Origin of the sequence: Pseudomonas shirazensis, from assembly GCF_014268785.2 — a bacterium.
Lineage (GTDB): Bacteria > Pseudomonadota > Gammaproteobacteria > Pseudomonadales > Pseudomonadaceae > Aquipseudomonas > Aquipseudomonas shirazensis.
On record NZ_JABWRD020000001.1, the window covers coordinates 424,001 to 448,480 of the forward strand.

Consider the following 24,480-nt stretch of genomic DNA (forward strand, 5'->3'; position numbering starts at 1 on the left):
CCTCAGCCCAGCTCGGCCAGGCACTGCTCGAAGATATCCAGGCCTGCTTCGAGCACCTCTGCCTCGATGGTCAGTGGTGCCAGCAGGCGAATGATATGGCGCGCCTTGCCGCTGGGCATCAGCAGCAAACCCTTGCTGCGCGCCGCTTGCAGCAGTTTGGCCAGCTGCGCCGGGGCTGGCGTGCCGTCGGCATTGACCAGTTCTATGCCACGCATGGCGCCGACCCCGGTCAAACGACCCAGTGACGGGTACAGCCCTGATGCCTTCCAGCGTTGATAGCGGCCGACGATAGCTTGCTCATGGCGTTCGCCCCAGGTCGCCAGATTGGCATCGGTCATCTGTGCCAAGCTGGCCAAGGCCGCTGCGCAGGCAATCGGGTTGCCTGAATAGGTGCCACCCAGGCCACCCTTGGGCAACGCTGCGAGCAACTCCCGGCGGCCCACTACTGCGCCCAGCGGCATACCGCCGGCCATACTTTTTGCCAGCAGCAGCAGGTCGGGTTCGATCCCCAGTCGCGGGAAGGCAAAACGCTGCCCGGTACGGCCGAAGCCGGATTGAATCTCGTCGATAATCAACACAATCCCGTGCTCATCGCAGAAGCGCCGCAGGGCTTGGGCGAACGTCGGATCGAGCGCGAGGAAGCCGCCTTCGCCCTGTACCGGTTCGAGAATGAACGCGGCCACATCCTCCACCGCCAACTCGACGCTGAACAGCCGGTCCAGAGCCTTGAGCGCCTGTTCGCAAGTGACATCGGTGTCATTGCTGGGGTAGGGCAGGTGATAGACCGGGCCAGGCAAATCGCCGACCCGCTGCTTGTACGGTGCGACCTTGCCATTGAGGTTGAGTGTGGCCAGCGTGCGGCCGTGGAAGGCGCCGTCGAAGGCAATGATTGCGCGCTTGCCGGTGGCGCCGCGGGCGACTTTCAGGGCGTTCTCGGCAGCTTCCGCGCCGCTGTTGGTAAGCATTCCGGCCATGGGGTAGCTGAGCGGCACAAAGCTGCTCAGTTGCTCCATCAGTTGCAGGTACGGGCCGTGGGCGGCAGCGTTGAACGCATAGTGGGTCAAGCGACCGGCCTGCTGTTGAATCGCTGCAACTACCGCCGGGTTGCAGTGGCCCAGGTTGAGCACGCCGATGCCGCCGACGAAGTCGATATAGCCGTTACCGTCGGTATCCCAGACATGCGCATTGAGGCCATGGGAAAGTGTGATGGGGTGAACGATGGAAATGGACTGGCTGATACTTTCCTGATTCATGGGGGCACGCGTACCTTGTTCGATTTTGCTGACTATCCAAGCGCTTTGATCGCCCACGCACAAACGAATAATTCGATTGCGGTCATTCCCCTGATTCCTGAATTTTCAGCGGTGGTTTGCACCGTGGCGTAAACCGCTGGCTCAAGGTGGTTGATGGTTTTTATTTTTTGGCCGATCAGTCAGGTCATCTCGGCATGAGTTCATTCCCTTGCGGAATCATGTGCTGCAAAAAGGTCGTTTGTTGGGGCTCCGCCAAAGATCAATACTGACGTGGATCAATGATCGCGGCCGGGTAGGCCTGGATAACGAAAAGGCCTGCCCCGGTACGTACAGAACAACTACTAGATGCACGTTTGCATTGTACGAATTCTGCTCCAAGTTCAGCCGCCCGAGCGGCGGCCGACCCACTCGAGGGTTTTCCATGGCTTCGCTAAAAAACAAGAAACAGCGGTCCTTGCAACATGGTCTGACCTCGCGTCAGGTGTCGATGATTTCGATCGCCGGGATCATCGGCGCGGGGTTGTTCATCGGCTCATCCAACGCAATCGCCACGGCCGGGCCGGCGATTCTGATCTCCTATGCCATGACCGGCTTGCTGGTGCTGCTGGTGATGCGCATGCTCGGTGAGATGGCCATCGCCAACCCCAACAGCGGCTCGTTCTCGACCTATGCCAGTGAGGCGATCGGGCCTTGGGCTGGCTTTACCATCGGCTGGCTGTACTGGTGGTTCTGGGTGCTGATCATTCCGGTCGAGGCAATTGCCGGGGCAGACATCCTGCATGCGTATTTCCCTGACGTGCCGTCATGGTTGTTCGCATTTCTGATCATGTTGGTGTTGTCGTGCACCAACCTGATCAGCGTGAAGAACTTTGGTGAGTTCGAGTATTGGTTCGCCTTGATCAAGGTGATCGCCATTGTGGCATTCATTGTTGTTTGCACGATGGCGGTGCTGGGTTTCTGGCCATTGGCCGAGACACGCGGTGTGAGCCAGCTGTGGGCGAACGGCGGGTTTATGCCGAACGGCTTCGGCACGGTGCTGGGTGGGGTGCTGATCACCATCTTCTCGTTCTTTGGCGCCGAGATCGTGACCATTGCTGCGGATGAGACGGCCAATCCGAAAGACAAGATTCGCCGGGCGACCAACCTAGTGGTGTACCGCATCGGCATCTTCTATCTCGCTTCGATCTTCCTGGTGGTGTCGCTGGTGGCGTGGAACGATCCTGCGCTGAAGGCGGTGGGGTCGTTCCAGCGGGCGCTCGAGGTGCTGAATGTGCCGGGGGCGAAACTGGTGGTCGACCTGGTGGTGCTGGTGGCGGTTACCAGTTGCATGAACTCCGGGTTGTATACGGCTTCACGGATGCTCTACTCGCTGGCTTCGCGGGGGGAGGCGCCTGCTATGGTGCGGCGTGTGTCGGGTAATGGAGTGCCGACGGTAGCGGTGCTGTTGTCGACCTTGGCGGGTTTTGTCGGGTGTCTGGTCAACTACGTGTTCCCAGGGAAGGTGTTTGGCTTCCTGCTGTCCACTACCGGGGCGATTGCTTTGCTCGTGTATCTGGTGATTGCGATTTCACAATTGCGCATGCGTGGGCGGGCGGATCGGCTGGGGACTGTGCTGGAACTGAAAATGTGGCTGTTCCCGTGGCTGACGTGGTTGGTGATCGGGACGATTGTGATGGTGCTGGGATATATGCTGCTCAGTGATGCTTATCGGTATGAGACGTTGATGACTGCTGGGGTTACGGCGTTTATCTTGCTGGTTGCGGTTACGCGGCGTCGAGGTGGGCAGGGGCGTTCCTCGATTCTGGTTTCGGGTGATTGAGCGTTTTGGAATAGCCCCTCGCTCGCCGACCAACGCGGCCCCTGTAGGAGGGGCCTTGTGTCGCGAAAGGGTCGCGCAGCGGCCCCTCGATTCGTGCAGCGTTGCGAGAATGTCGGGCCAGCTGCGCTGGCCTTTCGCGACACAAGGCCGCTCCTTGTATCTACAGAGGGCAATGCGCCCGCAGCATGATCTGACTGCAAGGCGATGAATTTCCTACGAGTTTAATCAGATTAGTCTGATGGGGCGCACGTGCTTATCGGAATAGGCTGGCCGCGTTTTCCCCACAGGCTTTCCGCGATGTTCATATTAACCCCCCTCTACGCGCACCACCGCGGCGCTAGCGCCGTTTGGTTGGCTGTCGCCTGAACATCCCGGTTGGTTATCCCTGATGCAAACGACCCCAGCCAGTGGCATACGCCACCGACTCTGGCTGTTTGTGAACGCGTTAAAGGAGATGTTCCATGCGTGTCAGATTCAACCCCAAAACCCTGTCTGTCGCCGCAGTGCTGCTGGCCCTCGGCGGTTGCGCCAGTGCGGTAGCGCCCAATGAGCAGATCGAGCTGACTCGCAGCGCCGTCAATCGTGCGGTGTCCGCCGACGCCACCCAATACGCGCCGGTCGAAATGCGCGCCGCCCAGGACAAGCTCAGTGCCATGGACCGGGCCTTGGGTGAGAAAGACCTCAAAACAGTACGCAGCCTGGCCGAGCAGGCCGAGGCCGATGCTCGCCTGGCCGAGCGCAAGGCCCAGGCGCGCAAAACCAGCGAGCAGTTGCTCGATGCCCGTAAAGGTATCGAAGTGCTCAAGCAGGAAATGCTCGAAGCGCCGGACACAACCTCTGCCACCTCCACACGCTAAGGAGCCGAACATGCCCAAAATGCACATTCTGCCAACCGTCTCAATCCTGAGCCTGCTGCTGGTTGGCTGCAGCACCACACCTGAAAACAGCCAGTTGCTGGAAGCCCGCGACGCTTATTCGGTGCTGCAAAGCAAGCCCGAATCGAGCCGGATTGCTGCATTGGAAACCCAGGAAGCCTATCTGGCTCTGGGCAAGGCCGAGCAGGCCTCTTTGAAGGACCGTAAAGGCGGCGACGTCGAGCAGCTGGCCTACCTGGCCAACCGCAAGATCGCGACTGCCGAACAGACCATCCTGCTGCGTCAGGCGCAGGTCGGCCTGCAAGGCATCGAAGCGCAGCGCACCCAGGCGCGTCTGGATGTGCGTACCGCTCAGCTCAAGGCACTTCATAACCTTAAAGCCAAGCAGACCGAGCGAGGCACTGTAGTCACCTTTGGCGACGTGTTGTTCGACACCGGTCGGGCTGAATTGCGCAGTGGCAGCCAGCGCAATATCCGGCAATTGGCGCAGTACCTGCAAGACAACCCGCAGCGCAAGGTGCTGGTTGAAGGCTTTACCGACTCCACCGGCAGCGACGCGCTCAACCAGCAATTGTCCGAACGACGTGCCGCAGCCGTAGGCAATGCCTTGCGTCGCCAGGGCGTCAGCGCCGATCGGATCGTCACTGCCGGTTATGGCAAGGAGTATCCTGTCGCTACCAATGCCGATGCGCAGTCGCGTCAGCTCAATCGCCGTGTCGAAGTGATCATCTCGCGCGATGCGCAGGCGGTTGCACCGCGTTACTGATGCCAGCAACAGGCGCGGTTGCCGGCCGCGTCCTGATGCAGCCGATCTCCTGCAACGGGAGATAGTCAGTGCTGGCCTTTGTGCCCTACAGTGTCATTCCTCCGCACAAAGGCTAGCGACCGTGACCGATCTGAGCGCATTCCCTATCACCCGCAAATGGCCAGCCGCGCATCCCGAGCGCCTGCAGCTGTACTCGCTGCCAACGCCAAATGGGGTCAAGGTGTCGATCATGCTCGAAGAGATCGGTCTGGCCTATGAGGCGCACAAGGTCAGCTTCGAACATGAAGAGCAGCTGAGCCCCGAATTCATCTCGCTCAGTGCCAACAACAAGATCCCGGCCATCCTCGACCCCAAGGGGCCGGACGGCCAGCCGCTGGCACTGTTCGAGTCAGGCGCGATTCTGCAGTACCTGGCCGAGAAAAGCGGGCAATTGCTCAGTGTCAACCCAGCCCAGCGCTACCAGACCCTGCAGTGGCTGATGTTCCAGATGGGCGGCATCGGGCCGATGTTCGGCCAGGTAGGCTTTTTCCATTTTTTCGCCGGCAAGGACTTCGAAGACAAGCGCCCACGTGATCGCTACGTCAATGAATCGCGGCGGCTGCTCGGGGTGCTTGATCGGCATCTGCACGGCCGAGACTGGATGGTCGACGACTACAGTATCGCCGACATTGCCATCTTTCCCTGGGTGCGCAACCTGGTCGACCGCTATAACGCACGCGAACTGGTGCAGTTCGAGCAGTTCAAGGACGTGCAGCGGGTGCTGGACAACTTCCTCGCTCGGCCAGCGGTACAGCGCGGTTTGACGATTCCGAGCTGAGCGGCACTGAGTGCTACAGGAGCGAGCGATGATGGCCGGCAAATGGATCCTTGAACAGCTTGCAGGCGATGGACAGGCCGGTGCCGCGGCGGTGTTCAATGGCGTTTGAATTGATCCGCGCCAGCGACAGCTACCGCAGCTTTGCGCGGGATCTGACCCGCCAGGCCATGCTGCCGTACTATCAGGCATTCGGCCTGCGCTGGATCGAAGAAGCCTTCGACCAGGCCTGGGGCTGGCGCGAACAGTGGCTTGTCATGGAAGGCGAGACTGTGCTGGGCTTTTGCAGCTTGAGTCAGGATCGCCAGGCGCTGTTCATTCGCGAACTGCACCTGGTGCCCGAGCAGCGCAACCGCGGCGTTGGCACCTGGGCCTTGCAAGCGCTGGCTGCGATGGCCGCGCAGCGCAAGCTGGGCTTGCTGCGGCTGATGGTGTTCAAGATCAATCCGGCACGGCAGTTGTACCTGCGCCAGGGTTTCCTCGAGATGGGCGAAGACGACTGCTTCGTGCGCATGCAGCGCGCAATCGCCTGATCCTCAACGCTGGCTGACGCGCACGGTATTGCCCTGGCGCACGGTCGACTCGAGCAGGGTGCCCTGCAGCGGCAACAGGTCGCCGATCAACAGGTTCTGCAGCAGTGGCTTACCGTCGAAGCTGTTACCACCCAACTCGACCTGGCGCATGCCTTCTACCCGCAGGATGGCCTTGCCGACCTGGCCCAGACGGTTGCCGCTGAGCAGCAGCGGGCCGGCCATGGGCGTGGCGTTGCGCAGGCTCACCGCGTACTCGGGGGTATTGGTGATGTGGTTGCCAAGCAGCGCCAGTGCGCCGACTTCGCTGGCGTCGATGGCGCTGCCGACACTGCTGCCGAGCAAGTTGTTGTCGATCACCAGTGGCGCTGCCGGGGTTGGCGCCAGGCTGCGCAGCTGGATGCCATTGCCACGGCTGTCGCCGATGCGGTTGCCGGCCAGCAACACCGCGCCTTGTTGCTCGCTGACTTCGATGGCAGCCTTGCCCGCGCCGAGGATCAGGTTGTTTTCCACCAGCGCCCGGGTTTGCCCACGCAGACGTACGCCGCTGTTGTTGTCGATGCCGCGCAGCTGGTTGTCACGCACGCTGACCTGGCTGTCACGGACATCGATTGCATATTGCTGGGACTGCTCGAAGCGGCTGCCCTCGATGGTTGCCTGGCTGCGCTGCAGCTCGACCGCACTGGACATCTCACTGAACTGGCTTTCGCGGATCACCACCGTGGCCGGGCGGCTGCTGGCCGGCTGCTGGGTGCTGATCGCCGTGGTCAGGCCACGCGACAGGTTGGCGTTGTAGCCCAGACGCTTCAAGGTCGAGCCAACCACCTGGGTGTGGCTGCCGGCCCAGGCGATCACGAACGGACGCCAGGCGCGGTCGGTATTGCCCGCCTTGTCACCGGCCATGCTCTCCAGGTTGGACTTGTTCAGCCCCAGCCAGCCCTGATTGATCAGCGCGGTACCGGAGTAGCTCGACAGATACAGGCTGGTGCCTTCTAGGACCAGACCGGCATCGGCACCGATCATCAGCGGATAGCTGAGCAGATAACCGTCCTTGTAGCGCTTGAGAATGCGTGAGTCGTTCAAGGCATCGTGCAACTGAGCAAGGGTGATGCTGCCACCGCGCAGGGTCACCACTTGCGGGTGATGCGCCTGATAGCCAGCAATGGCACGGAACAGCCCATTATTGACGAACGGCTCGAACGGCCAGCTGCCGGCCTGGGCCGAGAACATCGGTTGCAGGCTGACACTGGCGCGGCCCGCCGGGCGTGCGCGTTCGGCCTGGGCAAAGGTTACCGCCAGGCGGACCTGCTGTCGCAGCTGCTGCAAGTGTTGCTGATATTGCTCGGCTGGCAGCACGTCGACCGTCTGCTTGACGGGCAAGGTCTGCGTGCCAGCCTGGGCAGTACCGGCCAGCAGCAGGGCGGCGAGACAGGTCAGGGAAAAACGGGCGAAGGGGGCCATGGGCACGTCCTTGTTCAACGCAAATGGGAATAAGCAGGCTGGATCGGGCCGCCGAGCTGACTGTAGTTGTCGACCTCACCGTCTTCGCTGTCGTACAGCTTGCGCGCCAGGCTATTGTCCGGGTTGCGTTGCAGGTACGGGATCAGCCAGGCCAGCTTGTACGGCGCTACGTCCGCCTGCGACTTGCCCTTGAGTTCTGGCAGGTCGTCCGGGTCGAGCACGCTGCGGGCAGCGAAGTTGGCCAGCAGATCAAGCGTATGCTGGTCTTCGGCCGTCCACGGCAGGCCGTTGGCGCGGGCCGATTCGGCCAGCAGCACCAGCGGCACCAGCGCGTACTGGCTGTAGCTGGCCGCCAATTTGGCCCGTGCGACTTCCAGCGGCAGATAGGCGTAGCTACCGTCGCTGTTGCGTACCGCCTGGGCCAGTCCGCGGCGCAGGTTGCCGTCGGCCCACTGGATGAAATCGTCACGACCGACCAGCATGCCGGTGGACGCGACTGCCCAGGCTGCCCAGTAGTCGTGGTTGTTGAAGTACACCCCGCGGGCGCTGCGGCGTGGGTCGTACTCAGCGATGACGCGCTCGCCCAGGCGAGTGAACCAGTCTTTCTGCACCGGCGTCAGCTGCAACTTGCCATCGCTGGCCGACTGGGTCAGCAATACCGCGCCGGCCATCGATGCCAGCGCCCATTTGCGTGCCGCCATGCCGGTGCTGCTGGCGTCCTCGGTGAGCAGCGCGCCGGCGCTGGCCCACTGTTCCAGCCACTGGTCCTGGCAGGCCAGGGCCATGTTGGCCTCCTGCGGTTTTTTCGCCCGCTGGAAGCGCTTGCTGGCATAGATCAGCCCGCCAATGAACTCCTTGACCTGCTTGCCGATCCGTTCGCTGTCGGCATCCGGGCTGCTGCGCAAGGTCGACTTGCTCGCGTCGCTCTGGTCGTATTTGCTTTGCAGGCGCAGGCTGCCGGTGTAGGGCGGTGGCGGCGCCTTGCTGCACTCAAGGGTACGATAGTCGGCGATCATCGCTGCCTGCGGAGTATTGCGCGCAGGCCAGATCGACTGGGCCGCCTGCACCTGAGGCGCGAGCAGGGCCAGGGCCAGAGCCAGCGGGCTCAGTTGACGCGCGTGCGCGCGGCCAGTGCTGGCCGTCGCGCGTTGCAGGTTTACAGGCATAGACGGGTTTCCACATCGGTAGGCGCAGCGCTGGCCTTGGTCGGCTCAAGGAACACCGACAGCAGGTTGGCGCCGGCGTAGGCCGGATCTTTGCTCAGCTCAAGGTAGTACTGGCCGCCGGTGACTGCAGCTTCACGGCGGAACCAGACCTTGTCGCGAGCACCGTTGTCGTAATAGACGATGACGTAGAAGTCCTTGATGTTCTTGTCGCTCAGGCGGATATCCAGAAAGCCGTTCGACCCGCTCAGCGCCTGGCGGTCACTGCCAGCGTTGGACAACAGCTCGATTCGTTCGCCGACCTTCAGCGGCGAGCGCTGCAGCTTGTTGCCAAGCACTTCGCGGGACGCTTCGCAGCCGCCTTTGACCGCCGGGATCAGCTGGCGATACATCAACGGCGAGTCAAGCCGGTAGTTGGCCGGCAGTTCCCAGACGATCAGCTTCGGCGGCGCGTCGGCCTTGTAGTCATCGGAGAGCAGGTATTCCAGCAGCGAGCCGTCCTCGCCAACGCCGGGCAGGGCGTAGTTGAGCACGTCGACGCTGAGGTACTGCTTGAGGTAGCCGTCGAAGTTGAACTGCTTGCTCTCGTCTTCCCGCGCTGCCGCGTTACTGTCACCGACCAGAATCACTTCCGGGTCCGGCGCCTCGTCGAACAGGGCTTCGGCGCTGGCCTCGACCGGGATGGTCTGGTAGCCGCGTACATACTGGAAACCGTAGTTGTTGCCGCAGATCGCACTCATGGCCAGATTGAGGGTGCCGTCTTTGGGCACCATCACGCCAGGCTCGGTGCGGTACTGCTTCTTGGTCAGGCCGGCGTAGAACGGCTGACGGCGGATTTCGTCTGCCATCAAGCGCGCGGTCGCCTCGGCGCCGACCGGTGTCCAGTGGTGGTCGCGGCGGAAGAAGTACTCGCCCTTGGGCGGCTGCTGGACCAGTTGCATCATCGGCGCGACCACCGCGCCACCTTGCTTGAGCTGGCCAAGGTAAGCCGCCAGGTTGGCGCTGGCGCGGGCGTAGTCAAAGCCGTAAGGATGCTCGCCAATCAACCGGTCGCGGTGCATCAGGCCACGGGTCGGCTGGATCGCCATGGCGACCTGAATGCCCTGCTGATTGAAGGTTTTCATCAGGCGGGCAAACTCCGGGCGCATCGGCGCCGGGATGCCGAACTCGTTGGTCAGATCGACCGCCGAGCGGAACAGCCAGCGCTCCTGACCAGGGACGATCTCGCGCATCAGCTTCATGCGCCCCTCGGCATACTGCTGAGGATCGCTCAAGGCCGGGCAGACCATGCACTGCAGGTTTTCGCAGCCGGGCTTGGCGCCTTGCGCAGGCGTGGCGGCGTGGCCGGTCTGGCTGAGCAGGGCGAGGGCGGCGCCGAGGCCCAGGGGTTTGAGGATCTTCATTGCCATTTCATCCTTGCAGCGAAATTACTCGGTCGGGTCGATGCTGTTGGCCATGCTCATGCTGCGATTGTCGGGCAGCAGCACGTAGCTGTACGAGCGGCCCTTTTTCAGGAACAGCTCATCGAAGCTGGCGACCTTCTGCTCGGCCTCGTAGGCGGCGAAACCAATCTTGATTTCGTTGACCATGCGGCTGCCGGTCTGGCCGTTGCTCAGCGGGTCGACGATCACGTGCTTGCCGTCGACGGTCTTCAGCGCAGCTTGCTTGTCGCTGAGGTTGTAGAAGGCGATCTGGGCTTTTTTCGGCTCGTTGACGTATTTGTCAGCGATCAACTTGAGCTGTTTGCCGTCGTAGACCACGGTGCTGGCGGCATTGGCCTTGAGCTGGGGTTCGATGGCCTTGCCGCCGACGGCGATCTTGTGCGTGCCGGCGGGGATGAAGCGGTAACCGCTGAGCTGGCCGGCGGCGACTTTCTGCGGATTGACCTTGCCGCTGAGGCTGACGTCGATGTTGCTCTGCGACAGGTTGAGTACGCGGACAAACGCCGAATCGGCCGGGGCGACGGCATCGTACAGGTCGGCGTTGCCTTCGGCGGCGACCGCCAGGTGGCTGCCGAAGACGAGGGCGATTGCGGTAAACAGGTGGGTGAGTTTCATCAGTTACTCCTTTGATTCTTTAAAAATGCTGCGGCTGGGCGCTACGGCTGAGCGAGCCCGGGCGATGGGCCAGCAAAGTGCGCAGGGGGAATTCCCAGACCACGGTGTCGATCTGTGGGTTGCTCAACTGATCGCTGGCGAGAAACTGGCTCATCGACTCGAACGGACCACGGGCCTCGACGGCAATCGAGATCAGGTCACGGTTGAGTGCTTCCTTGAGGAAGCCGACAAAGTTCCAGTCATCGATCTTGCTGTAGCTGGTACCAACCAGCAGCAGGCTCTGCTCCTGCTCGGCAAACAAATCGTCGCTGCTCTGCTCGGCCTTGAGCGTCTCGTACAGGTCGATCTGGTTCGGGCCGAACTGCGGCGCGAGGCGGTTGTGGTCGAACTGGATGTAGTTCATCAGGTCGCCCTTGACGCTTTTCTCGCCGGCCTTGTGCGACACGTAAGCCTGATCGCCGACCAGTTGCGGGCGTTGCCGGGCCAGCTCGAAGGCGGCCAGGCGGGCACCGTCCGGGCTCCAGTGGGTATCGGACTTGAGGAACAACTCCGGGCCGTTCAGTTTGCTGAGGAACGCCCCGCGCAGCGGCACGACGTCGAGCTGACGCGCTTGCAGTTCGCCGACAAAATCGTCGTACAGGCTGACCACGCGTGGATCGAAGCGGTGCTGTGCATGCTCGGCATACACATCCAGCTTCATCGGCAGCGGCAGAATCACCAGCTGCTTGCCGTGCTCGGCCAGCTGCGTCTTGATCTTGGCGATCTGCTCCAGCTGGGTGTTGAGGTTGGCCTGCAGGTCGTTCGGGACGCGGTATTCCTGGTTGGTGTAGAGCCAGCCCTGCTTGCCCAGGACCACGCCTTTGGTGCCTTCACCAAACAGCTTGAACTGGGCATCGGCCCACAGCTCCACCGAAGGCTCACGCAGGAAGAAGCGCTTGTCGTAGACCTGCTCGAACTTGCGCAGCAGCTTGCCATCGACAAACAGGTTCCAGGTGTCGGTCTGGGTGCGGGCAAAGCTGAACACCGGCGGCAGCGAATAGACGAACATCACCGCCAGCACCAGCACGAAGAGAATGCCATTGGCCTTGCTGGCCGAATTCATCACGGGGTACATGGCAGTCTCCTAGAACTGGAAATACAGGAAGGGCGAGAACGAATTCGCCGCCAGGCTGCTCAGTGCCAGCACGAAGCCGCCCCACAGCAGCACGCTGTGCAGCGCGCCTACATGGCGCATGAAGTAGCCGTCCTTGTTGCCGGCGTAGAAACGCACGTTGTTGATCCCGGCCAGCAGCAGCCACACCACCGCCACCAAGACAAACGCCATGGCCATCTTCGAGGCACCCAGCACGTACAGCTCCAGCGAGCCGAAGCCGTTGAAACCAAACAGCGCCTGGTAGATGTCCAGGCTGTGGCGCAGGTCCATGGTGAAGAACAGCGGCATGCTCAGCACGATCAGCAGCGCGGTGCGCAGGTTGCGGCCGAGCTTGTACGGCGTGTTGATCTTGGTCGCCAGGTGGAACTTGCGCTCGATGACCATGGCGAAGCCGAAGAACAGCCCCCAGAAGATGAAGGCGAAACTCGCGCCGTGCCACAGGCCCGACAGCAGCATGGTCCAGACCAACGCGGGCAGGGCGCCGGTGACGCGTTTGCGCACCAAAGGCATATACACGTAGTCGCGCAAAAAATGCGCCAGGGTCATGTGCCAGCGCGCCCAGAACTCGGTCACGCTCTGCGCTACGTACGGCTGGTTGAAGTTCTCCGGGAAGCGGAAGCCCATCATCAACGCCAGGCCCAGCGCCATGTGGCTGTAACCGGCGAAGTCGAAGTACAGCTGCAGGGTCGACACCACCAAGCCAAACCAGGCATCGCTGAACTGCAGCGTGCCTTCACCGACGAAGAGCATATTGATCGGCGCAAGGCGGTCGGCAATCAACACTTTCATGATGAAGCCGAGCATGAACCGACATACACCGAGCGAGAACAGTTCCCAAGAGTGGGTACGCTCGCGCAACTGCGGCGCCAGTTGGCTGTAACGCAGGATCGGCCCGGCCACCAGGTGCGGGAACAGCGCCACAAAGGCAGCGAAGTCGATGAAGCGGTTGGTTGGCGTGGCGTCCTTGCGGTAGATGTCGACGATGTAGCTCAGTGCGTGGAACACATAGAACGAGATGCCCAGCGGCAGGAAAATGTTCTCCAGCGTCCAGGTGTTGATCCCCAGTGGCGCCAGCAGCACCGCGAGCACTTCAGCGCCGAAGTTGGCGTACTTGAAGTAACCCAGGGTCGACAGGTTGCCGATCACGCCGATCCACAGCAGACGCAGCGCCCAGCGTTTGTCGCCGGCATCCAGACGATCCTTGATGCGCAGGCCGAACCAGTAGTTCCAGTAGGTGATCGCGACGAACAGCAGCAGGAAGTCCGGCCGCCACCAGGCATAGAAGATGTAGCTGGCGGCAACGATCACGGTCGAGCGCCACTGCGGCCTGGCCAGGAAGTACACGGCCAGGAACAGCGGCAGATACAGGAACAGGAACACATTGGAGGCGAAGATCATGGCAAGGTCCGTCCTTAGTAGCTGACAACTACGCCGAGGCTCAGCTGATAGTCATCGCCGGTTTCCAGCGCACTACCGGCATTGAGGTAGCTGGCGCTGACCAGGGCGTTGATATCGAGGTGCTTGCCATCGAGGGCGACCGGGAACATCTTCCAGTAGTAGTTGACGTCAAGCATCTGGCCGACGTTACGGCCACTGCCCTGCGTGCCCTGAGTGATCTCGCGGTTACGTTGGGAGCGCTGGTCACCGTTCATGCGGATCGGCAAGGTACCATCGGCATCACGCAGGTTCAGCTGAGTGACCCGCATATCGAGCGCGGTGCGCGGCGTCGGCCGGGTTTCCAGGGCGATGCCGTAGTAGCTCAGGTTGCGCAGGTCGAGGGCGACGAACGAGCTGGTCAGGCGCGTGCTGTAGGATCCTGTGCGGGTGATCCGGTCCGACTGAATCGAGTTCAAGCGGAAGCCGTCGTTTTCATCGCTCGGCTTGTCGGTCAGGCCGCCGCGCAGTGCCACCCGTGGCGTCCACGGCAAGTCGTCGAAGCGCTTGCCCACTTCACCCAGCGCGGCCCAGCCTTTGCTGGTGTTGCCGGTGCTGGTGACGCCGTTGCCGTCGGTGTTGTCCATCTTGCCGTTGAGCGCGGCGAGTTCCAGATGGTAGTCGCTGACCAGCGGCGAGGGCAGGTTGTCGCCATTGAAGAACAGGCCGTAGCGCACGCCAGTGAAGTCGTAGCGATCGTCTGCGTCATGTCCGCTGTGGTCGTTTTCGTACATCAGGCGCACGCCGGCGCGGTTGTTCTGAGTCCAGCGGTAGGCGTACTCGCTCATCACATAGGTGGTGCGCGATTCGCTGTCCGGCAGCGAGTTGACGTCGGTGTTGTAGTTGTGGAACTTCTGCCCGACCGCGACGAAGGCGTCGGAGAAGGTGTCTTTGTAGTTGAAGCGCAGCGACTCGAGGCTGTCGTCCCACCAGATGCCGTAGGTGTCAAAGAACCGCTGGCGACCGAACGATGCCGAAAAACGTGGATCATCACCGATCAAGTTACGTTTGACGTACAACTCGCGCATCTCGGCGTACCAGCCTTCAGGCTGTTCGCGGGCGTTGGTGGTAGTGCCTTCGTTGGTAAGGTTGCTCGACTGGCTGGAGTCATAGTTCAACCATAGGCGGCCATAGACCATCCATTTGGCCCAGCGCTTTTCCGGCGAGTACCAGGCGAACGACGGCTCATAGCGCAGGCTGTAGAACATCTCGCGGTCGCTGCCGACCTGGGAGTCTTCCGGGCCGTAGCCGGTTTGCACGGTGAGCTTGTTGAAGAACTCGGAGGTGATCACCGGCTCGCTGCCATCCGCAGCGGCAACCCGCACGGGTTCGTTGCTGTCAGCCTCGGGGCCGGTGACTTCTTCAGCAGCGAACGCTGCCGACATTGGGGCCAGGGCAAGCAGGGCGCCGAACAGGGGGGAATGCGCTTTCACAGGGTGGCCTCCTTCAACAGGTCGTTGCGTGCGGCCAGGGCACGCTCGATATCATCCTTGGGCAAGGTTCTTTCCAGACGTCGGACCAGGCTGCGCGCGCTGCGCTCACCCATGTCCAGGGCAATCCGGGCGTAGGTGTAGGCCTTGACCCGGTCATGGCACAGGGCACGTCCAAAGGTGTGCAGGCTGGCCATGCGGTACCAGGCAGCCGAGGAACCCTTGTTGGCCTCGGCCTGGAACAACGCCATGGCCTTTTCCTGATCGGGCTGATCAGCCACGCCCTTGCTGTAGTACTCGGCCAGCAACAGGCCGGCGCTTGGGTAACCGCTGGCGCGTAGCTCTTCGATCAGGGCCAGGGCCTTGTCCGGGTCCAGCGTCAGCCAGTTGTTGACCATGTAGAACGACGCCTGCAGGGCTTTGCCGCGGGTCGGGTCGCGCTTTTGCACCAGATCGATCATCGCCTGGGTTTCATCGGCGTTGTGCTCGGTCGGGTTGGAGATCATGTAGTTGGCCTTGGACACCATCGCCGGCACAAAACCGCGCTCGACGGCGTCGTCGCGCCAGCGCTGAACCTGCGCAATCGACGCTGCCAGCGCCTCGGCCTGAGCCTTGTCGCGGGCCAGTTGCTCAGGCGTTGGCGGTAGCTTGGCAGCGGCAGGGTTGGCCTCTTCGCGCTCGTAGCGGTCGGCGTCCTGTTCGGCACGTTGCACGCTGGTGATGTTGTCCAGCAACGAGGCGATCGCGTGCACGACTTCTACCGGCAGCTGGCTGCGCTGCGGCTCGAGCTCTGTGGCGAAGGCGCGGAAGGCCGGGTCTTGCTGCTCACCGAGAAACGCGTAGTACCGGTTGACCGCACGCACATCGAAACGCGCAGCCTCGCGGTACCAGCGCTCGGCCCCGGCGCGATCGCCCTTGCGTTCAGCCAGCACCGCCTTGTACAGCTGCGGCCGGCAGTTGAGCAGGCACGACTGTTCGTACAGGCCGAGCAGCTCGGTGGCCTGCGGCACGTCGACCAGCTCCGGGTAGACCAGAAACACCTCAAGCGTAGTGCTGGCGTTGCGCGGGTCGAGCCGGCTCGGGTAGCGCTCCAGTGCCTGTTTCATCCACGGCTGTTGGGGCTGGCGCAGGCTTGGCTGGCGCTCGATCAAGCGTGCCAGCGAAGCCAGCGCCGGGATCACCCCGCGGCCATCGGCAAAGGCCTGGTGATACAGCGCCACCGATTCTTGCGGTTTGCCATCCGGCCGCCCGGCCAGCACGTCGCCCAGCAGCAGGGCGCTGGCCAGGTCACCGCGGCCGGCCAGCTCGCGTAGGTCGGCAGTGACGTCGGCGCTCGGGTCCTTGTACAAGGCGTAGCGGATCTGCTCCAGGCTCTGTCCAGCGCTGGCGGCGCTGGCACAGGCGAGGGCGATGCTGGCCAGCAGCAGGCGCGAAGGCGTCTTCAGGGTCATGACGTCAGCTCTCTCGATGAACTCAGTTCTGGCCGGTAAACGGCAGGCCCAGGAACAGGTCTACCGACACTGCTTTCTGGTAGGCCGTGGCCGGCAACGGGCTGTCTGGGGCAATGGTCAGGGACAGGTTGCGGTTAAGCTCGTCAACCCGTGCATCGACCACCTTGCCGCTGAAGTGTTCATCCAGGCCAAACACCTGCATGTCCACCGAGCGAATGCGGCTGACGTCGGCCAGCTTGTCGAACGGCACGTTGGCGCGTACGAACAGGCCTTGGTCTTTCGGCAGCAGGTGCAGCAGCGGTGCTTCTTTATAGCCATAGCCATCCAGTGGCTGGCTTGGGAAGTACACCTGGCAGTCGCATGGGCTGTTGATCACGGTCTCGATGGTGGCGCGACCGAGCAGGGTTTGCAGGTCGCCTGGCGAGAGGTCGGCAACCGCCTTCATGTCAGCCGGACTGGTGAAGCTGGTGGCCAACTGAGTCGAGATGCTGGCCAGTGGCTGACCGGCTTTGACTTCGGTGGTGCCGGCCGGCAGCAGGAACTTTACATAGCCGTTGTCGGGCATGCTGATGATCTGCGCGTTGGTCGCAACCTGGGCCTGCAGGGCCGGGATGCGGAAGAACAGCATGTAGCCCTTGTAGCCAACGAATGCCAGGGCAGCGAGGCCAGCAGCGCTGTACAGCAAGGTGCCGGTCATGGCCTTGAGGCGAGCACTGGCAGAGCGCGGCGAAGCGTACTTGTGTTTGCGTTCCTTGATGTAGTTTTCCCGCTGCATCACGTTGAATAGGCCATTGATGTCGGCGATCTCGCCGGACATGTAGGCGGTGATGATGTAGCGCAGGATGTCGCGCTTCTGCGCGTCGAGGTCGACGAACTGCGCGCCGACTTCGTTGCCACGCTGGGAGACGATCTTGACCTTGCCATCGATCGACAGGTCGACCTGGTTCAGGCGCAGCTGGATCGATGCGTCATACAGCGCGCCGATGGTCAGCGGGCCTTCATGCAGCAGGCCGATACCGCCCAGCGAGATGTCTTGCAGGGTGGTTTCGATGACGGTCTGACCACCGCTGGCAAGGCGCACGCGGGCATTGATGCGGGTGCGTACGTACTGGCGCTCGTCAACCGCTTCATGAACGATGTTGGCCGATGTCTTGCCCGGGGCCGCGGGACTGTTGGTCATGCTCATGTGCAGGCGCCTTTCCTTTAACGTTGCGTGAGTTCAAGAAGTACGGTGATGACCCCGAAGAAAATGGCGATGGAGGAGAACAACATCGCCTTCGAGGACCAGCGGTTTAGCGAGGTGTCGAAATCGACACTGCCGGTAGCCAGGGTGGTTTTCTGCCGGGTCCAGCTTTGCTGGTCCATATGGAACATCGCGTAGACCTTCATTACCGAGCCAACGATCTGGTTGTAATAAAGGACAAACGGATACATCGGGCTGACCGGGTGCTTGGCGAACACGAACAGCACGGTCACCAGAGTGCGCGAGATCAATACCCAGAACAGGTACACCAGCAGGTACTGGATGCCGAACACCAGGCCAGCCACCACCGAGGCGGTCAGGCCCATCAGGCAGGTCCACATCGACACCCGTTGGTCCCACAGCACGTACAGGGTGAACAACCCCAGACGCGCGCGGCCGAGCAGGGCGGTGGCGCGGAAGTTCTGCCGCAGCGAGTTGCCGTACCAGCGGAACATCAATTGCCGGGTGGCGATCCAGAAGCTGTCGCTGGGCGGGTGCTCGACGGTCAGGGTGTGGCTGTCGGGTACATAGAAGGTGTCCCAGCCGGCGCGCATCAGGCTCAGCCAGCTGGACTTGTCGTCTCCGGTCAGGAACTGGAAACGGCCCAGGCGCCAATGCTGAAGAAAGTCTGCTTCGACGTCGCGAATGAACTCCGGGTCGATCATCACGCTGGCGCGGAAGAACGACAGCCGCCCGGTCAGGGTCAGTACCCGGTGCGACAGGGCCATCGAGCACATGTTGATGTGCCGCTGGACAAAGCGCATCGAGTGCCACTGGCGCATCAGGCGGCTACCCTCGACTTCGCAGAACTCGTTGGTAGTCAGGCCGCCGACGTTGGGCAGCACGGCAAACATCTTCACTGCGCGCTCGACACAGCCGGGCAGCATCATGGTGTCGCCATCGACCACGCCGACCACCGCATCTTCCATCGGCATCTGCCGCGACAGTGCGCGAAAGGCGTGGGCCAGGCCATCACGTTTACCGGTGCCGCGGGCGCGGACGATCACCAGCTTGATGTCGTCGCGGTCGCGCACTTCATTGCGCATGATGTCCTTGATGAAATTCTCGTCGCCCTTTTCCACGATCGAAGCAATCACGGTGCACGGCACATTCAGCCGCTGCACTTCCTGAAACACCGACTGGTAGACCTTGAAGGTGGTCGAGGTCGGGATACGGAAGCTGGTAACCACCATGAACATGTGCGAAGGCAGTGCCGCATCACCCAGGCGCTCGACTTCGCGGCGCATGCGTGGGAACCGCCAATGCAGAAAATACATGCCGCGCAGGTAGTGCACGATGGCATTGCCATAGCGCCACATCCCGAGCGTGCCGATAACAAAGATGAACAGATGATGGCTCGGGTCCAGATAAGCCGGGGCGATCATCTCCGACGCCAGCGCGATCAGCCCGGCCAGGCACGCCCAGGCGCAGAAGCTGGCGGCCGCGCGCAGGTAACCTGGGGCCTCGAAAGGTCGCTGTTGCGTTCGTTCCATGTAGCGTGTGCTCCTGTCTGCGGCCGCACCCACGGCGAACTGCCGGGGTGCGACCTGCATCGATTACCAGCAGATGCCTTGGCGTTGCTCGTCGCTGACGCCGTCCATGAACCCGACCAGGTCGATGACCTGTTTGCCGTCGATGTTCTGCAGGGCACTGGCAAAGCGCTCGTCGTTGTTGCCCAGGACGATCACATCGGCTTCGGCGATCACTTGCTCAAGGTCGTTCTGCAGCAACGAAGACACATGCGGGATGACCGACTCGATGTAGTCGCGGTTGGCACCGAACACCCGTGCGTACTCGACGTTGGCGTCGAAGATGCGCAGGTCGTAGCCCTTGCCGATCAATTTCTCGGCCAGGGTTACCAGCGGGCTTTCGCGCAGGTCATCGCTGCCGGCCTTGAACGCCAGGCCGAGCAGGGCGACTTTGCGTTTGCCGGTGCGCTCGACCAGGTCAAAGGCGATATCGACCTGATTGCGGTTGCTGGCCATCAGCGAGGCGAGCAGGGGGTGCTCGACATCCAGCTGGCCGGCGCGGTAGGTGAGGGCGCGCACGTCCTTGGGCAGGCACGAGCCGCCGAACGCAAAGCCTGGGCGCAGGTAATAGCGCGACAGGTTGAGCTTGTAGTCCTGGCAGACCACGTCCATCACTTCGCGGCCATCGACGCCGGAGGCTTTGGCGATGTTGCCAATTTCGTTGGCGAAGCTGACCTTGGTCGCGTGCCAGACGTTGCAGGTGTACTTGATCAGCTCGGCGACTTCCACCGACTTGCGGATCACCGGCGCATCCAGGCCCTGGTACAACGAAGCCAGCAAGTCGCCCGACTGGGTGTCGAGCTCGCCGATCACGGTCATGGCAGGGAAGTCGTAGTCCTTGATCGCGGTGCTTTCACGCAGGAACTCAGGGTTGACGGCAACGCCGAAATCGGTGCCGGCCTTCTTGCCCGAGTACTGCTCAAGGATCGGAATGACCACATTCTTGACGGTGCCCGGCAACACGGTGCTGCGCACCACGACCGTGTGGCGGCTTTGCTTGTCGCGCAGGACCGTACCGATTTCACGGCAGACGACTTCCATATAGACCAGATCGAGGTCGCCGTTCTTCTTGCTCGGCGTACCGACGCACAGAAGCGACAGGTCGGTGGCGAGTACCGCGGCCTGAACGTCGGTAGTTCCGCGCAGGCGGCCCTGATTGACGCCGTCTTGCAGCAGTTGCTCGAGGCCTGGCTCAACGATTGGCGACTTGCCCTGGTTGATCAGATCGATTTTCGCCTGGGAGACGTCCACTCCCAACACATGATGACCGCGCGCCGACAAGCAGCCCGCGCAGACTGCGCCCACATAGCCAAGGCCAAAGATGCTGATGTTCATAGATCCCTCTCCCAGGACACGGCAAGGCCGGCCGAGATGCTCAGTTCAAGAAGTTTTCAATTAGGCAGACGCGCAGAAACAAGCCGCGAGGAAGTGGCAATACAGGCTGTTTTTTTTGGTCTTTTTTCATCCTAAAGGGGTTGCTGTTAGAACCGCAAGCGTTGATCTGCGGCTTTGTGAAAATACTTTAATCGTCGCCTGTTAAAGTTTAAAAACCGTTTGAAAACAACGACTTAAAGTTTGATGTAAGTTCGGCGTCAAAAATCCGATCACGCTTGATTGGCAATAAAATGGCGTCGGTAAACTGTCGTCGATGTATTATTTTTCATCTTGTGGACTGCGCCTGGTGCCGCCTTGCGTCGAGCGGCTGTGCTAGGCATAGTTGCACCTGGTTACACCTCGGGTGCTGGAAGTGCCCGATCGCCCTTTACTGCACAGGAAGCATCCTTATGAAAGGAATCGGACCTAGGCTGCGCGAAGAGCGTGAACGTCTGGCACTTACCCAGCGCAGATTTGGTGAGATCGGGGGCGTCGAGCCCAATGCCCAGGGCAAATACGAGAGCGGCGAGCGCACTCCGCGGGTTGACTACCTCGCCGCGGTGGTCGCTTGCGGCGTTGACGCCAGATACGTGCTCAGTGGTGTCCGCACGCCACCTCCCATAACCAATCTCAGTGAAGACGAGACCCGCTTGCTGGGTACGTTTCGCAGCCTGTCCGCCAGCGATCAGGCTGCGCTGTGGTACCTCGCCGAGCGCTTGCTGGGTGACGCCAGCTAAAGCCTGACCAGATAGTCAGTTCAGATCGAGCAAAAGGCCTGGAATCGTGATGCGAAGGGCTAGGTCGACCCTGTAATTTTTTGTTATGGTGGCGGGATCCAATCGCCCCACTGACGAGGTGTCTGCTTGATTAGGGTCCTAGTGGTCGATGATCACGATCTGGTGCGTACCGGCATCACCCGCATGCTTGCCGATATCGACGGCTTGCAGGTGGTGGGTGAGGCGGATTCCGGTGAGACAGCCCTCAAGCTGGCCCGTGAGCTGAAACCCGATGTTGTCCTCATGGACGTCAAGATGCCTGGCATCGGCGGCCTCGAGGCGACCCGCAAGCTGCTGCGTAGCCATCCGGACACCAAAGTGGTGGCGGTCACCGTATGTGAGGAAGACCCGTTCCCGACGCGTCTGCTGCAGGCCGGCGCCGCTGGCTATTTGACCAAGGGTGCGGCGCTGGATGAAATGGTCCAGGCCATTCGCCTGGCATTTGCCGGCCAGCGCTATATCAGCCCGCAGATCGCCCAGCAGCTGGCGCTGAAGTCATTCCAGCCGCAGGGCTCGCCGTTCGACTCGCTGTCCGAGCGAGAAATCCAGATCGCTTTGATGATCGTCGGCTGCCAGAAAGTGCAGATCATCTCCGATAAGTTGTGTCTGTCCCCCAAGACCGTCAATACTTACCGCTATCGAATTTTCGAAAAACTTTCGGTCACCAGCGATGTCGAATTGACGTTACTGGCCGTACGCCACGGTATGGTCGACGCAAGCCTCTGAGTTTCCATGTCCCCAATTTTTGATGCCAGCGCATTCCTGGCGACCTGCAGTGGTCGGCCGGGTGTGTACCGTATGTTCGACGCCGAGGCGCGGCTGCTCTATGTGGGCAAGGCCAAGAACCTCAAGAAGCGTCTGGCCAGCTATTTCCGCAAGACCGGGCTGGCGCCCAAGACTGCCGCCCTGGTGGCGCGCATCGCCCAGGTCGAAACCACCATCACCGCCAACGAGACCGAGGCGCTGCTGCTTGAGCAGAACCTGATCAAGGAGTGGCGGCCGCCGTACAACATCCTGTTGCGCGACGATAAGTCTTACCCATATGTATTCCTGTCTGACGGCCAGTTCCCACGCCTGGGTATTCATCGCGGGGCGAAAAAGGCCAAAGGTCGTTATTTCGGCCCGTACCCAAGTGCTGGTGCCATCCGCGAAAGCCTGAGCCTGTTGCAGAAGGGCTTCATGGTCCGCCAGTGCGAAGACAGCTATTACGCGAACCGGACCCGGCCGTGCCTGCAATATCAGATCAAGCGCTGCAAAGGCCCCTGCGTGGACTTGGTCAGTCCAGAGGAATATGCCGAGGACGTGCGTCACTCGGTGATGTTCCTCGAAGGCCGCAGCCAGCAGTTGGGCAATGAGCTCAATGCCGAGATGGAACAGGCGGCGATGACCTTGAATTTCGAGAAGGCAGCCCAGCTGCGCGATCAGATCGCCTTGTTGCGCCGGGTGCAGGACCAGCAGTACATGGAAGGCGGTTCCGGTGAGGTCGACGTGGTTGCGGCCTTCATCAACCCGGGCGGCGCCTGTGTGCACCTGATCAGCGTACGCGGCGGGCGGGTGCTTGGCAGCAAGAATTTCTTCCCGCAGGTGGGCATCGAGGAGGACGTCAGTGAAGTCATGGCAGCGTTCCTCGCTCAGTATTACCTGGGCAATGCCGAACGCGAGATGCCCGGCGAGCTGATCGTCAACGTCGTCCACGAAGACTTCGCCGCTATCAGCGAAGCCGTGCAGACCTTGCGCGGGCGCGAGTTAGCCATTACCCATCGCGTGCGTGGCACCCGTGCCCGCTGGCAACAACTGGCCGTGACCAATGCCGAGCAGGCGTTGAACGCCCGGCTGGCCAACCGGCAACACATGGCCGCACGCTTTGAAGCCCTGGCCAGCGTGCTCGGCCTTGATGAAGTACCGCAGCGCCTTGAGTGCTACGACATCAGCCATTCCAGCGGTGAGGCCACTGTAGCCAGTTGCGTGGTGTTCGGCCCGGAAGGCCCGATCAAGTCCGACTATCGCCGTTTTAACATCGAAGGCATTACCGGCGGTGACGACTATGCCGCCATGCACCAGGCACTGATGCGCCGCTATGGCCGGATCCAGGCCGGCGAGGGCAAGTTGCCCGATGTGTTGCTGGTCGACGGCGGCAAGGGTCAATTGAACATGGCCCGCGACGTCATGCAGGAACTGGGCATCAGCGACCTGACCTTGCTCGGCGTAGCCAAGGGCGTGACCCGCAAGGCCGGCTTCGAGACCCTCTACCTCAATGACGTAGCCCATGAGTTCACCCTTAAGGGCGACTCTGCCGCGCTGCACTTGATCCAGCAGATCCGCGACGAAGCGCACCGTTTTGCTATCACCGGCCACCGTGCCCGGCGCGGCAAGGCCCGACGCACCTCCAGCCTGGAAGACGTCGCCGGCGTTGGCCCGAAGCGCCGCCGCGAGCTGCTGAAACATTTCGGCGGACTGCAGGAGCTCAATCGCGCCAGTATCGACGAGATCGCCAAAGCACCCGGAATCAGTAAAAAGCTTGCCGAGTCGATTTATGCCAGCCTGCATAGCGAGTAGAATGCCCAGTTCAACTCGCAGCCAGTCGTACCGATGAATATTCCAAATCTGCTCACCGTTCTACGCGTCCTGCTCATCCCGATCTTCATTCTGCTGTTCTATGTGCCCTATCACTGGAGCTACATGGCTGCCAGCACGGTGTTTGCCATCGCCGCTGCCACCGACTGGCTGGACGGCTATCTGGCCCGTCGTCTGCAGCAGAGCACTGCGCTCGGTGCCTTTCTCGACCCGGTCGCAGACAAGCTGATGGTCGCGGTTGCTCTGGTGCTGCTGGTACAGGTACACGCGAACTTCTGGCTGACCTTGCCTGCGGCGGTGATCATTGGCCGCGAGATCGTTGTTTCGGCGCTGCGTGAGTGGATGGCCGAGTTGGGGGCGAGGGCACATGTTGCCGTGTCCAATCTGGGCAAGTGGAAGACTGCGGCGCAGATGCTCTCCCTGGTGATCCTGCTGGCTAACCCGCCGGTCTTTGGCTTCTGGGTTGTGCTGGGCTATGGTCTGCTGCTGGTGGCTGCAGCGCTGACGTTGATCTCCATGATCAATTACCTGGTCGCCGCCTGGCCGCATCTGCGTGAAGGTTCGGAGCCGAAATAAAACTTTTTTGAATCAAGGGGTTGACGGCGTTTGGCAGATCGCTAGAATAGCGCCATCACCAAGCGGGAATAGCTCAGTTGGTAGAGCACGACCTTGCCAAGGTCGGGGTCGCGAGTTCGAGTCTCGTTTCCCGCTCCAGTTATAGATCTACAGAGTTCCATGGAAGTCTGTAGATCATTGAAATTAGACGCTTCGGCGTCTT

Annotated in this window: 21 protein-coding genes and 1 tRNA gene; 10 read left to right on the forward strand and 12 right to left on the reverse strand. The window is 61.6% G+C overall.

Going from position 1 to position 24,480, the window contains the following annotated elements; genetic code table 11:
* Positions 1–2: 2 nt before the first annotated feature.
* On the reverse strand, positions 3–1,253 hold the full coding sequence (locus HU736_RS01875; RefSeq protein WP_186701579.1) for a 2-aminoadipate transaminase: 1,251 nt from the start codon (positions 1,251–1,253) through the stop codon (positions 3–5).
* 421 nt (positions 1,254–1,674) lie between these two features.
* On the opposite strand from HU736_RS01875, the gene HU736_RS01880 reads away from it, so the two are divergent.
* From HU736_RS01880 to HU736_RS01900, 5 genes are all read left to right on the forward strand, one after another.
* Positions 1,675–3,072: an amino acid permease gene (locus HU736_RS01880; protein WP_186701580.1), complete on the forward strand. Its 1,398-nt coding sequence runs from the start codon at positions 1,675–1,677 to the stop codon at positions 3,070–3,072.
* A 461-nt stretch (positions 3,073–3,533) separates the two neighbouring features.
* Complete coding sequence (locus tag HU736_RS01885) at positions 3,534–3,929, forward strand: DUF4398 domain-containing protein (protein WP_103436835.1); 396 nt, start codon at positions 3,534–3,536, stop codon at positions 3,927–3,929.
* Positions 3,930–3,939: 10 nt separating this feature from the next.
* The gene (locus tag HU736_RS01890) at positions 3,940–4,713 is read left to right on the forward strand and encodes an OmpA family protein (RefSeq protein ID WP_186701581.1); all 774 of its coding nucleotides are present in this window, start codon (positions 3,940–3,942) and stop codon (positions 4,711–4,713) included.
* Positions 4,714–4,834: 121 nt separating this feature from the next.
* Positions 4,835–5,530, forward strand: a complete 696-nt coding sequence (locus HU736_RS01895) for a glutathione S-transferase N-terminal domain-containing protein (RefSeq protein ID WP_186701582.1) — start codon at positions 4,835–4,837, stop codon at positions 5,528–5,530.
* A gap of 98 nt (positions 5,531–5,628) precedes the next feature.
* Positions 5,629–6,060, forward strand: coding sequence for a GNAT family N-acetyltransferase (locus HU736_RS01900; protein WP_103436838.1), 432 nt, complete (start codon positions 5,629–5,631; stop codon positions 6,058–6,060).
* A gap of 3 nt (positions 6,061–6,063) precedes the next feature.
* Here the strand turns inward: HU736_RS01900 and HU736_RS01905 are convergent, their stop codons facing one another.
* The 11 genes from HU736_RS01905 to HU736_RS01955 all read right to left on the reverse strand — a co-directional run bounded on the left by HU736_RS01905 (position 6,064) and on the right by HU736_RS01955 (position 20,313).
* Positions 6,064–7,518 (reverse strand): right-handed parallel beta-helix repeat-containing protein, encoded by a 1,455-nt coding sequence (locus HU736_RS01905; RefSeq protein WP_186701583.1) that lies wholly within the window; start codon positions 7,516–7,518, stop codon positions 6,064–6,066.
* Between the two features lie 14 nt (positions 7,519–7,532).
* Positions 7,533–8,684 carry a polysaccharide lyase gene (locus HU736_RS01910; RefSeq protein WP_186701584.1) on the reverse strand — a complete coding sequence of 384 codons (1,152 nt, stop codon included), beginning with the start codon at positions 8,682–8,684 and terminating at the stop codon, positions 7,533–7,535.
* A complete protein-coding gene (locus tag HU736_RS01915; RefSeq protein ID WP_186701585.1) occupies positions 8,675–10,084 on the reverse strand; it encodes an alginate O-acetyltransferase AlgX-related protein in 1,410 nt (469 codons plus the stop codon). Before HU736_RS01915 ends, HU736_RS01910 begins: the two co-directional genes overlap by 10 nt.
* Positions 10,085–10,108: 24 nt before the next feature.
* Complete coding sequence (locus HU736_RS01920; protein WP_186701586.1) at positions 10,109–10,738, reverse strand: alginate O-acetyltransferase AlgF; 630 nt, start codon at positions 10,736–10,738, stop codon at positions 10,109–10,111.
* 19 nt (positions 10,739–10,757) lie between these two features.
* Positions 10,758–11,852: an alginate O-acetyltransferase gene (locus HU736_RS01925; protein ID WP_186701587.1), complete on the reverse strand. Its 1,095-nt coding sequence runs from the start codon at positions 11,850–11,852 to the stop codon at positions 10,758–10,760.
* 9 nt (positions 11,853–11,861) lie between these two features.
* Complete coding sequence (locus tag HU736_RS01930) at positions 11,862–13,289, reverse strand: MBOAT family O-acyltransferase (protein ID WP_101318422.1); 1,428 nt, start codon at positions 13,287–13,289, stop codon at positions 11,862–11,864.
* Between the two features lie 14 nt (positions 13,290–13,303).
* Entirely contained in the window at positions 13,304–14,758 is a 1,455-nt protein-coding gene (locus tag HU736_RS01935) for an alginate export family protein (protein ID WP_150571295.1), read from the reverse strand.
* Positions 14,755–16,206, reverse strand: a complete 1,452-nt coding sequence (locus tag HU736_RS01940; protein ID WP_103436844.1) for an SEL1-like repeat protein — start codon at positions 16,204–16,206, stop codon at positions 14,755–14,757. Before HU736_RS01940 ends, HU736_RS01935 begins: the two co-directional genes overlap by 4 nt.
* Before the next feature lie 22 nt (positions 16,207–16,228).
* The gene (locus HU736_RS01945; protein ID WP_186701588.1) at positions 16,229–17,392 is read right to left on the reverse strand and encodes a PilZ domain-containing protein; all 1,164 of its coding nucleotides are present in this window, start codon (positions 17,390–17,392) and stop codon (positions 16,229–16,231) included.
* Positions 17,393–17,409: 17 nt separating this feature from the next.
* Positions 17,410–18,942, reverse strand: a complete 1,533-nt coding sequence (locus HU736_RS01950; RefSeq protein WP_186701589.1) for a glycosyltransferase — start codon at positions 18,940–18,942, stop codon at positions 17,410–17,412.
* A 63-nt stretch (positions 18,943–19,005) separates the two neighbouring features.
* The gene (locus tag HU736_RS01955) at positions 19,006–20,313 is read right to left on the reverse strand and encodes a nucleotide sugar dehydrogenase (RefSeq protein ID WP_186701590.1); all 1,308 of its coding nucleotides are present in this window, start codon (positions 20,311–20,313) and stop codon (positions 19,006–19,008) included.
* A gap of 449 nt (positions 20,314–20,762) precedes the next feature.
* Here HU736_RS01955 and HU736_RS01960 point away from each other — a divergent pair, with 449 nt between their 5' ends.
* The 5 genes from HU736_RS01960 to HU736_RS01980 all read left to right on the forward strand — a co-directional run bounded on the left by HU736_RS01960 (position 20,763) and on the right by HU736_RS01980 (position 24,416).
* Complete coding sequence (locus tag HU736_RS01960; protein ID WP_103436847.1) at positions 20,763–21,089, forward strand: helix-turn-helix domain-containing protein; 327 nt, start codon at positions 20,763–20,765, stop codon at positions 21,087–21,089.
* A 126-nt stretch (positions 21,090–21,215) separates the two neighbouring features.
* Positions 21,216–21,854: a response regulator transcription factor GacA gene (gene gacA, locus HU736_RS01965; RefSeq protein WP_101318436.1), complete on the forward strand. Its 639-nt coding sequence runs from the start codon at positions 21,216–21,218 to the stop codon at positions 21,852–21,854.
* A 6-nt stretch (positions 21,855–21,860) separates the two neighbouring features.
* Complete coding sequence (gene uvrC / locus HU736_RS01970; RefSeq protein ID WP_186701591.1) at positions 21,861–23,684, forward strand: excinuclease ABC subunit UvrC; 1,824 nt, start codon at positions 21,861–21,863, stop codon at positions 23,682–23,684.
* 33 nt (positions 23,685–23,717) lie between these two features.
* Entirely contained in the window at positions 23,718–24,278 is a 561-nt protein-coding gene (gene pgsA, locus HU736_RS01975) for a CDP-diacylglycerol--glycerol-3-phosphate 3-phosphatidyltransferase (protein ID WP_101318441.1), read from the forward strand.
* 62 nt (positions 24,279–24,340) lie between these two features.
* Positions 24,341–24,416 (forward strand) — tRNA-Gly (locus HU736_RS01980).
* Positions 24,417–24,480 lie beyond the last annotated feature (64 nt).

Bases quoted from the DNA above. Each gene is read 5' to 3' on its own strand.
- HU736_RS01945 (WP_186701588.1), bottom strand. From the start codon at position 17,392: ATGAGCATGACCAACAGTCCCGCGGCCCCGGGCAAGACATCGGCCAAC.
- HU736_RS01885 (WP_103436835.1), top strand. From the start codon at position 3,534: ATGCGTGTCAGATTCAACCCCAAAACCCTGTCTGTCGCCGCAGTGCTG.
- HU736_RS01890 (WP_186701581.1), top strand. From the start codon at position 3,940: ATGCCCAAAATGCACATTCTGCCAACCGTCTCAATCCTGAGCCTGCTG.
- HU736_RS01900 (WP_103436838.1), top strand. From the start codon at position 5,629: ATGGCGTTTGAATTGATCCGCGCCAGCGACAGCTACCGCAGCTTTGCG.
- HU736_RS01925 (WP_186701587.1), bottom strand. From the start codon at position 11,852: ATGTACCCCGTGATGAATTCGGCCAGCAAGGCCAATGGCATTCTCTTC.
- HU736_RS01875 (WP_186701579.1), bottom strand. From the start codon at position 1,253: ATGAATCAGGAAAGTATCAGCCAGTCCATTTCCATCGTTCACCCCATC.
- HU736_RS01915 (WP_186701585.1), bottom strand. From the start codon at position 10,084: ATGAAGATCCTCAAACCCCTGGGCCTCGGCGCCGCCCTCGCCCTGCTC.
- HU736_RS01930 (WP_101318422.1), bottom strand. From the start codon at position 13,289: ATGATCTTCGCCTCCAATGTGTTCCTGTTCCTGTATCTGCCGCTGTTC.
- HU736_RS01955 (WP_186701590.1), bottom strand. From the start codon at position 20,313: ATGAACATCAGCATCTTTGGCCTTGGCTATGTGGGCGCAGTCTGCGCG.
- HU736_RS01910 (WP_186701584.1), bottom strand. From the start codon at position 8,684: ATGCCTGTAAACCTGCAACGCGCGACGGCCAGCACTGGCCGCGCGCAC.
- HU736_RS01905 (WP_186701583.1), bottom strand. From the start codon at position 7,518: ATGGCCCCCTTCGCCCGTTTTTCCCTGACCTGTCTCGCCGCCCTGCTG.
- HU736_RS01960 (WP_103436847.1), top strand. From the start codon at position 20,763: ATGAAAGGAATCGGACCTAGGCTGCGCGAAGAGCGTGAACGTCTGGCA.
- uvrC (WP_186701591.1), top strand. From the start codon at position 21,861: ATGTCCCCAATTTTTGATGCCAGCGCATTCCTGGCGACCTGCAGTGGT.
- HU736_RS01940 (WP_103436844.1), bottom strand. From the start codon at position 16,206: ATGACCCTGAAGACGCCTTCGCGCCTGCTGCTGGCCAGCATCGCCCTC.
- pgsA (WP_101318441.1), top strand. From the start codon at position 23,718: ATGAATATTCCAAATCTGCTCACCGTTCTACGCGTCCTGCTCATCCCG.
- HU736_RS01920 (WP_186701586.1), bottom strand. From the start codon at position 10,738: ATGAAACTCACCCACCTGTTTACCGCAATCGCCCTCGTCTTCGGCAGC.
- HU736_RS01950 (WP_186701589.1), bottom strand. From the start codon at position 18,942: ATGGAACGAACGCAACAGCGACCTTTCGAGGCCCCAGGTTACCTGCGC.
- HU736_RS01880 (WP_186701580.1), top strand. From the start codon at position 1,675: ATGGCTTCGCTAAAAAACAAGAAACAGCGGTCCTTGCAACATGGTCTG.